Source organism: Streptomyces sp. NPDC055966 (genome assembly GCF_042269865.1).
In the GTDB taxonomy this organism is placed as follows: Bacteria; Actinomycetota; Actinomycetes; order Streptomycetales; family Streptomycetaceae; genus Streptomyces.
Genome location: NZ_JBHJYK010000039.1, coordinates 40,415 through 51,649, shown reverse-complemented (window position 1 = coordinate 51,649; position 11,235 = coordinate 40,415). Strand labels below are relative to the sequence as shown.

Below are 11,235 nucleotides of genomic sequence, written 5' to 3'. Positions count from 1 at the left end.
GGGTGGTTCTGGTCATGAGGGGGTGGTTCTCCTGTCGTGCCCTCTCAGGCTAACCCGACGAAGCGGGACGTCTCACCCAAGGCTGACAGAGAGGGAAGCGGCGGTGCCCTTCCATCCCCGCTCGTGCGAGGCGATCGCAATCCAGCGCCCAGGCGAGGCGGTCATCGTTGAACAGGCCGGGCTCACCACCGAAAGGCTGCGCGCTTCGCGCTGTCGCGAGCCACGTCACTGTGATTCACCTCTCGCGCCCATGTGAAATCGATCGGATTTCCTTTGGTATTGAATGAAAACCGATCGGTTTACGGCCGTGGTCGGTGTGAGGCCAGGGAAATCTTGATTTCGCATCATAACCAGACAAGGAAACAGGCCCTGTAATCGGAATAGATATCAATGGTGCACTTCCGGGGCGGGATGGACCACTGGGATCCGGCCGTCACCGACGGGCTGGCCGCGAACCGCGAAGTGATCCTGTTCGACTACGCGGGAGTAGCCGGGTCCAGTGGCGAGGTGCCGGAGACGTTCGAGGCTTTCGGTGATGACAGTGCGGCAGTCATCCGGGCGCTGGGCATTTCGCGGGCCGACGTTCTCGGTTTCTCCATCGGCGGCTACATCGCCCAGACCCTGACGCTGCGCCACCCCCAGCTCGTGCGCCGGCTCGTGCTGGTCGGCACGGGACCGCGGGCAGGTGAATTCGAGGGCCAGGACCCAAAGATCTATGAGGTGGGCGGGCACGATCCGGAGATCACCGACGATGGTTTCCTGTTCCTGTTCTTCGAGCCGTCTGAGACCAGCCAGCAGGCCGGCAGGGACTTCTTGGCGCGGCGCCACCAGCGCACCGTCGACGTCGTCCCGCGGAGCTCGATGCAGGTTGCCAAAGCCCAGGTCGGGGCCATGGCCAAGTGGCGCGAGCAGGTTGGTGAGCGGTGGAGCGAGCTGAAGACCATCCAGCAGCCCACCCTGGTCGTCAACGGCAGCCACGACATCATGGTGCCGACGATCAACTCCTACATCCTGCAGCAGCACATTCCGAACGCGCAGCTGATCATCTACCCCGACTCCGGGCACGGCGCGCTGTTCCAGTACCCCGAGCTGTTCGTGAACCACGTGTCCCGGTTCCTGGACAGCGAACGCGCCTTCGACTGACCGGCACGGCCGCCAGTTATGGCGCCGGAGAACGGTCATGAGCCGGTCGGCCGGTGAGCGAGGCGGGCTCGGTCATACTCGCGTCCTACGGGCGCTCCGGCGCGCCCCGCCGTGACCGGGCAGCCGTCCGCGAGTAGCGCGGGAAGGGCCCAGACGCCCGCCCCTGTGGGCTGCCCAGAGGCTGGGCCGTGCGGCCGATCTCTGCCGGTGCCCTGTCTCGCGCCCGCGAGCCAGTAGAGGCACAGCCATGGGGGCGTTCCCGATGCCAGGGTCCGCCCCCACACACTTCCTCAGTGCCGCTCAGGGCCAACCGGCTCGTTGGCTGCGCAGGCGTCGTCCGGGGCTTCCACTGTGTGGCTCTGGGCGATCAGTGTCTGGCAGTGGCCCGCCCGGCGGCCTGGACGGCCTTGCCGACGACCTGCTCGGCCTTGGCACGGCCTTCTGTTTGGCGGCCAGGCGGCTCACCCATGCCCGCTGCCGGTTTCAGGCAATGGCTGTGCGATGAAGAACGGGGCTCCACCTTTGCGGGCCCAGCGCGAACCCGGTGCGGCCGATGGATGGAGGGCCCGTGGCCATGCCATGCCGACCGCGAGCTCTACCAAGCTGTATCTATGGTTGAACGCACCCCCTGGCTCGCGCGACGGCCGAGACCACAGTGGCCCGGGCACTTACCGATTGGCGTACAGCTCGTCAAGTCCCCCCGAGAGCGCGGCGCGTACCCGGCGGGTGACCTCGTCAACCAGCACTTCGGGTTCATCACTGAGCAGCCCCGTCATGGTGGCCTCGGCCACGTCGTCCGCGAGGATTTTCGGGGAGTCGACGTCCGCGGCCAAGTCGGTGTCGACATAGCCGGCATACACGCCGACCACGAGCGTGCCCTGCTCCCGCAGCGCCAACCGGAAGGCGTTCGTCAGTGACCATTGAGCGGACTTGGAGGCCGCGTAGCTCGGAAACTGCCGATTGGCCACCCACGACGCCACGGAGAGCATGTTCACCAGTGCTCCCCCGCCATTGGCGGCCAGCACGGGCGCGAACGCACGCGAGACAGCCCAGGTGCCGAAGTAGTTGACCTCCATCTCGCGCCTGGCACCGTCCAATGAGCCCTCCAGGAGCGACGGGCCACCGGTGACCCCGGCGTTGTTGATGACAATGCTGACATCATCGGCGGCACGTGCGGCTGCGGCGACCTGCTCCTCGTCGGTAACGTCCAGTCGCAGCGGCGTGAGGCCGGAGGCCAGGGCTGCGTTCGGGTCCCGGACGCCGGCGTAGACCTTTGCTGCGCCGTGCGCGAGGAGAGCCTCCGTGAATGCCATTCCGATGCCACGGTTGGCTCCGGTGACAAGGGCTACCGAACCGTTGATGTCCATGATCATCACTTCCGTCAGCGAACGCGGAGGCTCTCTTCTTCAAGGTTAGTACTCCAGCCGAACCTCGGTATTTATCCTGGTCAACGGTCTGGCGGTGACTAGTGCTGCGTTCCTCGAAGGGTGTACAGATAGCGGCGGCGCAAGCGCCTGGTGGGTGGTGCAGGTCTGCCCCAGATCCAGGTTCGGGCACGGGCGTTGAGCTGGGCTGTGGCCACTTCGGTGGCGTGGGTGATGTGGTCGCGGTCGCCGAAGGAGCGGCCGGCCAGGGCGGTCTTGCGGAAGGTGCGCCACCAGCCCTCTTGGAGGTTGAGCCAGCAGGCACCGACCGGGATGAACACGTGCCTGATGCGGGGATGGTCCTCGTCGAGCCAGGTCCGGGTGGACACGCTGTTGTGCGAGGACAGATTGTCGGTGATCACATAGATGTCCCCGGCGGGGTTGGCGTCTTCTACCAGCTGAAGGAACTGCTGGTACAACACGCTGTTGCGGGAGGTGGCGGTCATCGTGAGTTCCTGGCCGTCGCGGATGCGTAAGGCGCCGTAGACCCAGGTTTTCTCCGGTCCGCGGGAGTAGTCGATCTCGTTCTTGATGCGGTGTCCGTCCGGTGACCAGCCCGGTGCCGGCGGGAAGGTGCGGGGGATCACCGGGCCGAGCTCGTCGGCGCACACGACCGTCGCGCCGTCGGGCGGGCTGGTGTAGAGCTCGGCGATCCGCGTCCTTTTCCCTCGAAGTCCATATCTCTCGAGCGCGTCCACGAGCGTGCGTCGCCAGCGCACGCCCTCGGCCAGCAGGATCCGGCGCACCTGGGAGCGGCTGACCTCGATGCCCAGATCCCGGGCCGCAGCAGCCGGTGTGTCCAAGGTCCGCTCCGAAGGCCCCGACTCGTCCGCGGCCCACGTCTCGTTCGACGGCTCCGTCGAGCGGACCGCGCACATCATCGCCGACAACGGGTTCGAGGTGGACTTCAAGCTGTGGGAGGCCGACTACGCCAAGTGCGGCCCTGCACGCCCGGCTCCAACTGCCACTGACCCACTACGGCGTTGAGGACAAGACCCAGACTGGCGAGCTGGTCTTCCCGGCCCTCGCGGTACGCATGGCGGATCTGGCTTTCCAGTACCTCAACCACTCACACCCGGAGACCGCGACCAAACCGTTGATGCCGCCGGATCCAGTCCGTGAGCAGCGCTGAGCTGCGGCTTCTCCAGCTGCTCGATGCGCCCAGCCTCAAGGCGGTCGCGGGCGTGGAGCCGGCGAGCGTCGGCGATCCACTGCCCGAGTGGGAAGCCGACGAGCGAGGCCGGTCACACCTCCTGTAGCTCCTCGCCCTCGCTCTTGGCTTCCCACTCCTGCTCATTGGGGACGCGGAACGTGAACGGGACCTTCAGGTCGCCGTGCTCGCGGGTGTAGAAGACGGCGGCTTCCACGCCGCGCCGCCAGTGCTCCTTTTCGGGGTTGAGGACGCGGAGGTTGATGAAGGCGGCGAGGGCTGTCCCGGCCGTGCCGGTCGAATGGTGGGTGCCCGGCTCTGGTGAGGGAGCGGGGCCGGGCCCGCCGCTACGGCCGAAGAACGTCAGTCGGTGTATGCCTGGAACACCTTGAGCGTGTCCTCATAGAGATGGAGCTGGACAATCCGGTCGCTCTCGACGCGGAAGTGCATGGCGACTGGCATGTCATAGGTCCGGCCGGCGCTCTTGGCCACGCGCGTGAACCGCCGCAGCATGACCGCGTGTTCGCCGTCGATCAGCAGCGCGTCCACCTGGTCCACGTTCCTCTCCGGGATGATGTTGTTGCCGAGGGTCCTGAGGTAATCGGCCACCTCCGCACCCTTGGAACGATGCCCGGTGCAGGGCAGGGACGGCGAACCGGGGACGTACCAGTCGATGTCGTCCGCGAAGACCGGTACCACGGCGTCCGGGTCCCCGGCGCCCAGCAGCCCGAAGAACCGCTCCACCACCTCGCGTGTTGTCATGATCGAGAACCTTCCGTGAGCGAGGTGCGTCGAACTTCCCAGGGCGGCAGCTCAATTGGTGCCGAGCGCCGTGCGGAGGGTGTGGACGGCCTGCTCGATCGCTGCCGTCGAAGCCTGCGTGGGCCGGACGGGATTGAGCATCATGAAATCGTGGATGATGCCGTTGTAGCGGACGCTCGTCGTGGGCACACCGGCCTGGCTCAGGCGACGCGCATAGGCTTCGCCCTCGTCACGCAGGACGTCGTTCTCGTCCACGATGACCAGAGCCGGCGGCAGTCCGGACAACTCCTCCTCGGCGGCCCGCAGGGGGGACGCGGTCGTTTCGGCACGCTGCCCCGGGGCGGTCGTGTAGGCGTCCCAGAACCAGGCCATGGCCTTGGCGGTCAGGAACGGACCGTCGGCGAACTCCCGGTAGCTCGCGGTGTCCTGAGCTGCGTCCGTGACCGGGTAGTACAGCGACTGGTGCACGAAACGCACATCACCACGCCGCTTGGCCAGGATCGCCAACGCGGCGGCCATGTTGCCCCCGACGGAATCCCCGGCGACCGCCAGACGGGACACGTCCAGGCCCTCGGCCGCGCCGTTCGTGGTCAGCCACCGCGCGGTCGCATAGGCCTGCTCGATCGCCACCGGGTAGTGGGCCTCGGGAGAGCGGTCGTACTCGACGAAGGCAACCGCCGTCCGCGCGCCTACGGCCAGTTCCCGCACCAGCCTGTCGTGGGTTCCCGCGTTGCCCAGAATCCACCCTCCGCCGTGTACATAGAGGGTGACAGGCAGTGGAGCCGCCGCGTTCCGGGGTTTCACGACACGGACCCCGACGTCACCCACCTCCGCCGGAACAGTGATCCACTTTTCCTCGATGTCCAGCAATTCGACGGGTGCTGCCTGGATGTCGTCCAGTACTTTGCGGGCACCTTCCGGGCCCAGTTGATAGAGGAACGGCGGCTGCGACGATGCGTCCGCCACCGCTTGAGCGGCCGGCTCCAGGACAGGAGCGCTCATGTCGATCACTTCCTCCGTGCGGATCACAATGGGCCGCGAATACCGACATCGGCGGCCATGCGTCCCACGCATTCCAGGCTGCGCCCCGTCCAGGAAGACCGCCAGCGCGGAGGTGGCTCCCGTCGGCGGCCAGGTCTAGTGTGAAATTTAACAATTCGGCCGACGGGACAGAGAAGTTGAATTCAGGATTCAGCATTTCTCCCCGGCGTTGCATCCAGATGTACCAACAAGTAGTACATCGTCGCTCAGGGTGACCACCGGAGGCCATCGTGCTCCCTACGCATCACCGGACCGCGACCGTCGACGCACAGCAGGTGTTCTATCGTGAGGCGGGCACCGAGGAAGCCCCGACAGTTCTGCTTCTGCATGGATTCCCCAGCAGGACACACATGTTTCAACACCTCATTCCCGGCCTCGCCGACCGCTGTCACGTGATCGCCACCGATCATGTCGGATACGGGCCGTCGTCCATGCCCCAGGCCGGTGAGTCCACCTACACATTTGTTCATCTGGCCGCCATCACTGCGGGATTGTCGGAGAAACTGGGGATCAGCCGTTTCTCGGTCTATGTACATGACTACGGCGCGCCCATCGGCTGGTGCCTTGCCCTGAATCCCGCGTTCGAGGTGACCGCCATCATCTCCCAGAGCGGCAACGCCTACATGGAGAGCTTCGCCAAACGCTTCTGGGACGATCTGTTCTCGTACGCGACATCACCCGGTCCCGGTCCCGACACCGAACCCGGCGCGCGGGCGAAGTTCAGCGCCGAGACCACGCGCTGGCAGTACGAGAACGGGGCCGAGGCCCCGAGCCCGGTCAGCCCGGACAACTGGCTGCACGACCAGACCTGCTGGACAGGCCGGGCAACGACCAGGTGCAGCTGGCGCTCTTCTGGGACTACCCGACGAACATCGAGGGTGAATCGCAGCTCCACGAGTACTTCCGCGCCAGCCAGGTGCCACTGCCGGCCGTCTGGGGTGAGCGCGACGAGATCTTCGGGCCGGACGGTGCTCACGCCTTCTCGCGCGATCTGCCCGATGCCGAAGTCCATCTGCTCCCAGCCGGTCATTTCGCCCTGGAAACGCACCTGGACGCCATAAGCGGTTACATCCACGGATTCCTCGGCCGTGTGACCGGCTGAGGGTCGACGAGGAGGGCGAGCGGTGGCCACCTTGATCTCAGTCAACGTGGGGATGCCGAAGGACGTCTCCTGGCACGGCAGGACCGTGTACACCGGGGTGCACAAGCAGCCCGTGTCCGGGCCGCGGATGGTGCGGCGGCTGAACATCGACGGTGACGGTCAGGGTGACCTCGGCGGACACGGCGGGGAAATGCGAGCCGTGCTGGTCTACCAACTCGACTCGTACCGCTACTGGTCCCAGGAACTGGGCCGGGACGACCTGACGCCGGGCATCTTCGGGGAGAACTTCACGGTCGACGGGCTCCCCGACGACGAGGTGTGCATCGGCGACCGGTACCGGGTCGGCCAAGCCCTTCTGGAGGTCTCGCAACCGCGGGTGACCTGCTACCGGGTCGGCATGCGCCTGAAGGAACCGCGCATGGCGGCGCTGCTGGTGGCCCACCATCGGCCCGGCTTCTACCTGCGTGTCATCGAAGAGGGCGAGGTAGAGGCCGGGCAGCAGATCGTCAAGGTCTCCACCGGCCCGGAAGCCATGACCGTCGAAGAGATCGACTCCGTCCTCTACCTCTCCGGGCACACCCCCGACCAGGTGCGCCGTGCCCTGCGCATACCGGCTCTCAGTCCGGGCTGGCAGGGCTCGATGCGCGACCTGCTCGAACAGGTCGACAAGGGCGCGACAACGTCGTCCGGCAGCGCCGGCCTCACCGCCGCGGCCGGCGTCCCGCCCCCGGCGTGGCGCGGCTTCCGTCCTCTGACGGTCACGGACGTCCACCCCGAGAGTGACAACGTGATCTCCCTGAGTCTGGCCGCGGCTGATGGCTCCGCCCTGCCCGCAGCGCTGCCGGGACAGTTCCTGACCGTGAAGATGCGCACGGCCGAAGACGGGACTTCCCTGATCCGCAGCTACTCGCTGTCGGGCAGACCCGGCACGGGTACGTACCGGATCAGTGTGAAGGTGGAACCACACGGCCTGGCGAGCACCTATGTGCGTACGCACGTCCGGGCCGGCGACAGCCTGGAGTTCGCCGCACCGCGCGGCACCTTCTGCCTGCCCAGTGGTGACACGCCGGTCGTGCTGGTGTCTGCCGGCATCGGGGCGACTCCCGTGCTGGCCATGCTGCACTCACTGGCGGACACCTCCTCCCGCAGACAGGTGTGGTGGCTGCATGCCGCCCGCAACGGCCGTGAGCATTCCTTCGCCCAGGAGGTGCGTGACCTGGTGGGACTCCTGGCCGACGCACGGTCCGTCGTCTACTACAGCAGGCCCGACCCCGCCGACGAGCGCGGCAAGGACTACTCGGAAGCAGGCCACATCTCCGGCGAGCGGATCCTCGGTCTGGGACTGCCCACCGATGCCGACGCCTACATCTGCGGGCCGGCGGCCTTCATGGACGGCATGACCGACGCGCTGGTCAAGGCCGGCTTGCGGCCGTCCCGCGTGCACACCGAGAACTTCAGCGGCGGCCCCTCCCTCACTCCGGGGATCAAGGGCACGTCCGCGGCGAGGGCGCCGCACCGGCCCGAAGGCGCCCCGGGCACCGGTCCCTCCGTCTCCTTCGCCCGCAGCGGACTGACCGTCCCGTGGAACGACGACCAGAACTCCCTGCTGGAACTCGCGGAAGCATGCGACGTCCCGGTCCAGTGGTCGTGCCGCACGGGCGTCTGCCACACCTGTGAGCTCGCCATGATGTCCGGGTCCGTGGACTACTTCCCGGACCCGGTCGAGCCGCCGGGCGAGGGCAACATCCTCATCTGCTGCAGCAGACCCGCGCAGGACGTCGTCCTGGATCTCTGACACCTGCCCGCCCGGCGGGCGGGCCTTCTCGGCGGAAGGACGAACGGATGGTTCCCAGGACAGCAGCGGTGGATCCGGATCGGTCGGAGTGGGACGTGATCGTCCTCGGCGGTGCCGCGGCGGGCGAGAACGCCGCACAGTACGCGAGCCAGTTCTCCGGCCTGTCCTCGGTGCTCGTGGAGGACCGCCTGGTCGGCGGCGAGTGCTCGTACTGGGCGTGCATGCCCAGCAAGGCCCTGCTCCGGCCGGTCGAGGTGGTCGACGCCGCTGCCCATCTGCCCGGCGTCTCCGCACGGCTGGATCCGGCCGGGGTGTTCGCCCGACGAGACCGCGTGATCAACGGACTGGACGACACCTCCCAGGTGACATGGGCTCTGGACACCGGGATCGACGTGGTGCGCGGCTATGGACGACTGGCCGGTGAGCGCGTGGTCGTGGTGAGCCGGCCCGACGGTTCGACCAGGACGCTGACCGCCCGGCACGCTGTGGTCCTCGACACCGGTTCCTGCCCGGCCGTCCCGGATGTGCCGGGCCTGCGCGCCGCGCTTCCGTGGACCTCTCGCGATGTGACCACGATGAGTGAGGTGCCGCGCCGGGTGGTCATACTCGGTGGTGGTGTGGTGGCCTGCGAGGCGGCCACTTGGCTGCACGGCCTGGGGGCCGAGGTCACGGTCGTCCATCGCGGCGAGCGGCTGCTGGCCCGCAACGAGCCGTTCGCCGGGGCGCTCGTGGCCGAGGAACTGCGGGGCTCGGGGGTCCGTCTGTGCCCCGGGCAGAGCCTGTCCCAGGTGAAGCGGTCGGACACCCGTGACACGGGCGAGGGGCGGGTGCACGGCGGTGAGCTGAGCGTGGCGCTGGACGACGGGACGGTCATCGTGGCGGACGAGGTCGTCGTCGCCGCCGGGCGCACCCCGAACACCGACGACATCGGCCTGGAAACCGTCGGGCTGCCTCCGGGCGGCTTCCTCGACGTCGACGACCAGCAGTGCGTACGGGCGGCGGACGGCAGCTGGCTCTATGCCATCGGGGATGTGTGCGGTCGCGTGCTCCTCACACACATGGGCAAGTACCAGGCGCGGATCGCCGGGGACGCCATCGCGGCCCGCGCCGCCGGCCGCGCCGACCTGCCGTCCGCCGCGGCCGGACACGTCGGGGCACCGCAGGTCGTCTTCACCACGCCGGAGGTCGGCAGCGCCGGTGCCACCGAGCAGCAGGCGCGCGAGGCGGGCCTGGACGTGGAGACCGTGGAGTACGACCTCGCCGCGCTGGCCGGCACGTACGTCATGCGCTCGGACTACCGCGGACGGGCCAAGCTCGTAGTCGACCGCGGTGACGACGTGGTGGTGGGGGCCACGTTCGTCGGCGCGGGCATCGCCGAGCTCGTGCATTCGGCGACCACAGCCATCGTGGGGCGCATCCCCGTGCCCACCCTCTGGCACGTCGTGCCGAGCTACCCCACCGCGAGTGAGATCTGGCTCCGCCTCCTGGAGACGCTGCGCGGGCAGCGCCACACCGCTGGCTCGGACCGGCGCCACAGCCCATAGGACTGCTTCCCGGTCGACAGAACCTCAGAAGATCCTCGGCGGATACGAGGCCCCCGGCTCGCGGCGGGCGACGTCGACGTCCTGGCGGCCCGCCCCCGTGCCCGCCGACCGGCGAGGGAACGGGTGACGGCCGCGCGGCGGTTGTCGACGGTGATGAAGTGCCGGCACACATGCCGGAGGCAGCCTCGGTCCCGCCGTGCTCACCGGTCGCCACGATGGCACGGATGCCCATGTCGGTGCCCAGCGCGAACAGGGCCAGCAGCAGGCGCCGCTGGAGGGTGGCGCGGTCGATGTGCTCGTACGCGGCGAGCGAGGAGGGAAGCGCTGCGCACTGGCTTTGCAGGTGACACCTGACTCTGGTCCACTTCACAACTTGCGCAGAACCCGAGAACGGGAGGCACCTCGTCGTCGCTTCCTCGGCCGGGTAGAGGTAGGTGTCGGCCGGGCCACGCGCTGACTTCACCGCGCCCCATAGGGTGATCTCATGTTCGATCGTTTGGAGATCCGGGTGTTGCCGCCGAGACCCCGGTTCGCTGCCCAGTTGCGGTTCTGGGTCAACGGCGAGGACGTGATCGAAGGGGCGGTCCACGCGGGCGGCCGTGGGCCGTTCGCGGCTGACGTGCTGCCTGCTGGCCGGCCCAGCCTCCTGCGGGCGACCAGCGAGGCACGCCGTCTGGAGCTGGGGGAACCGGAGTGCACCGGCGGTTGCTGCGGTTTCCTGTCCGTCGTCGTGCAACGGTTCGGGGACATCGTGCAGTGGTCGGACTGGGAGGTTCCGCACGCCCCCGCCTCGCCGCTGCCGGAGTTTCACTTTGACGCCGGCCAGTACGACGCCGAAGTGGCACGTGCTGAGGCAGACCGGTGGTGGCAGGCCCACACGTAGTCCAGCACGACGCGCCCCTGCCTGGCTGCGGGCTCTTACCGTCGCTGAGTCCTTGGATTAGGGGGAACGCCCCCAGCCAGCCCGGTGCTGTCGGAAACTCGTGAACATTCGGACCAGGCCGCGGCGGCCAACCGCCTCCCGAACTGAGCTTGACTCTGTCGGGGATCCTGGAGTTTCCCGGTGCAGCGACATGACCGACGGGCGTGATCAAGGCTGTTCCGCAGGCCGATGTAGCTGTTGGGGTGTGCGTTGTCCCTCCGTTCCCGTTCCGGTGAGCAAGTCCCGTCTCTGCCCGCGTAGATCGCGCGGGCGAGCAACCCGGACGGTACGACGGCGATGTGGGTCGGGACCGGCTGGACGGGCTGTGGGACGACGAGGACTTCGCCGGCTG

The 11,235-nt window shown here is 67.9% G+C and carries 11 protein-coding genes and 1 pseudogene; 7 read left to right on the top strand and 5 right to left on the bottom strand.

Annotation, left to right across the window (positions count from 1 at the left end; genetic code table 11):
• Positions 1–411: 411 nt before the first annotated feature.
• Positions 412–1,143, top strand: a complete 732-nt coding sequence (locus tag ACFC8N_RS45835; RefSeq protein ID WP_376295600.1) for an alpha/beta fold hydrolase — start codon at positions 412–414, stop codon at positions 1,141–1,143.
• A gap of 668 nt (positions 1,144–1,811) precedes the next feature.
• On the opposite strand, the gene ACFC8N_RS45830 is transcribed toward ACFC8N_RS45835, so the two are convergent.
• Together ACFC8N_RS45830 and ACFC8N_RS45825 are read right to left on the bottom strand one after the other, a co-directional pair.
• A complete protein-coding gene (locus ACFC8N_RS45830) occupies positions 1,812–2,510 on the bottom strand; it encodes an SDR family oxidoreductase (RefSeq protein WP_356038624.1) in 699 nt (232 codons plus the stop codon).
• Positions 2,511–2,608: 98 nt separating this feature from the next.
• A complete protein-coding gene (locus tag ACFC8N_RS45825; protein ID WP_376295598.1) occupies positions 2,609–3,370 on the bottom strand; it encodes an IS630 family transposase in 762 nt (253 codons plus the stop codon).
• On the opposite strand from ACFC8N_RS45825, the gene ACFC8N_RS45820 reads away from it, so the two are divergent.
• Together ACFC8N_RS45820 and ACFC8N_RS45815 are read left to right on the top strand one after the other, a co-directional pair.
• Complete coding sequence (locus ACFC8N_RS45820; RefSeq protein ID WP_376295596.1) at positions 3,363–3,554, top strand: hypothetical protein; 192 nt, start codon at positions 3,363–3,365, stop codon at positions 3,552–3,554. The two genes, ACFC8N_RS45825 and ACFC8N_RS45820, sit on opposite strands and share 8 nt — an antisense overlap.
• Before the next feature lie 131 nt (positions 3,555–3,685).
• A complete protein-coding gene (locus tag ACFC8N_RS45815; RefSeq protein WP_376295595.1) occupies positions 3,686–3,826 on the top strand; it encodes a hypothetical protein in 141 nt (46 codons plus the stop codon).
• On the opposite strand, the gene ACFC8N_RS45810 is transcribed toward ACFC8N_RS45815, so the two are convergent.
• The 3 genes from ACFC8N_RS45810 to ACFC8N_RS45800 form a co-directional block, all read right to left on the bottom strand.
• On the bottom strand, positions 3,812–3,934 hold the full coding sequence (locus ACFC8N_RS45810) for a hypothetical protein (RefSeq protein WP_376295593.1): 123 nt from the start codon (positions 3,932–3,934) through the stop codon (positions 3,812–3,814). The genes ACFC8N_RS45815 and ACFC8N_RS45810 overlap by 15 nt on opposite strands.
• A 146-nt stretch (positions 3,935–4,080) precedes the next feature.
• The gene (locus ACFC8N_RS45805) at positions 4,081–4,479 is read right to left on the bottom strand and encodes a nuclear transport factor 2 family protein (RefSeq protein ID WP_376295592.1); all 399 of its coding nucleotides are present in this window, start codon (positions 4,477–4,479) and stop codon (positions 4,081–4,083) included.
• A 51-nt stretch (positions 4,480–4,530) separates the two neighbouring features.
• Positions 4,531–5,481 (bottom strand): alpha/beta hydrolase, encoded by a 951-nt coding sequence (locus tag ACFC8N_RS45800; RefSeq protein ID WP_376295603.1) that lies wholly within the window; start codon positions 5,479–5,481, stop codon positions 4,531–4,533.
• Positions 5,482–5,750: 269 nt separating this feature from the next.
• Here ACFC8N_RS45800 and ACFC8N_RS45795 point away from each other — a divergent pair.
• From ACFC8N_RS45795 to ACFC8N_RS45780, 4 genes and pseudogenes are all read left to right on the top strand, one after another.
• A pseudogene (locus ACFC8N_RS45795) lies at positions 5,751–6,622 on the top strand (alpha/beta fold hydrolase).
• Positions 6,623–6,644: 22 nt separating this feature from the next.
• Complete coding sequence (locus ACFC8N_RS45790; protein WP_376295590.1) at positions 6,645–8,417, top strand: MOSC domain-containing protein; 1,773 nt, start codon at positions 6,645–6,647, stop codon at positions 8,415–8,417.
• A 47-nt stretch (positions 8,418–8,464) separates the two neighbouring features.
• The gene (locus ACFC8N_RS45785) at positions 8,465–9,961 is read left to right on the top strand and encodes a dihydrolipoyl dehydrogenase family protein (protein ID WP_376295589.1); all 1,497 of its coding nucleotides are present in this window, start codon (positions 8,465–8,467) and stop codon (positions 9,959–9,961) included.
• A gap of 484 nt (positions 9,962–10,445) precedes the next feature.
• Positions 10,446–10,844, top strand: coding sequence for a hypothetical protein (locus ACFC8N_RS45780; protein WP_376295587.1), 399 nt, complete (start codon positions 10,446–10,448; stop codon positions 10,842–10,844).
• Positions 10,845–11,235: the final 391 nt, after the last annotated feature.

Excerpts from the sequence above, each read along its gene's own strand:
- ACFC8N_RS45835 (WP_376295600.1), top strand. The coding sequence starts at position 412 with ATGGACCACTGGGATCCGGCCGTCACCGACGGGCTGGCCGCGAACCGC.
- ACFC8N_RS45830 (WP_356038624.1), bottom strand. The coding sequence starts at position 2,510 with ATGGACATCAACGGTTCGGTAGCCCTTGTCACCGGAGCCAACCGTGGC.
- ACFC8N_RS45805 (WP_376295592.1), bottom strand. The coding sequence starts at position 4,479 with ATGACAACACGCGAGGTGGTGGAGCGGTTCTTCGGGCTGCTGGGCGCC.
- ACFC8N_RS45800 (WP_376295603.1), bottom strand. The coding sequence starts at position 5,481 with ATGAGCGCTCCTGTCCTGGAGCCGGCCGCTCAAGCGGTGGCGGACGCA.
- ACFC8N_RS45785 (WP_376295589.1), top strand. The coding sequence starts at position 8,465 with ATGGTTCCCAGGACAGCAGCGGTGGATCCGGATCGGTCGGAGTGGGAC.
- ACFC8N_RS45780 (WP_376295587.1), top strand. The coding sequence starts at position 10,446 with ATGTTCGATCGTTTGGAGATCCGGGTGTTGCCGCCGAGACCCCGGTTC.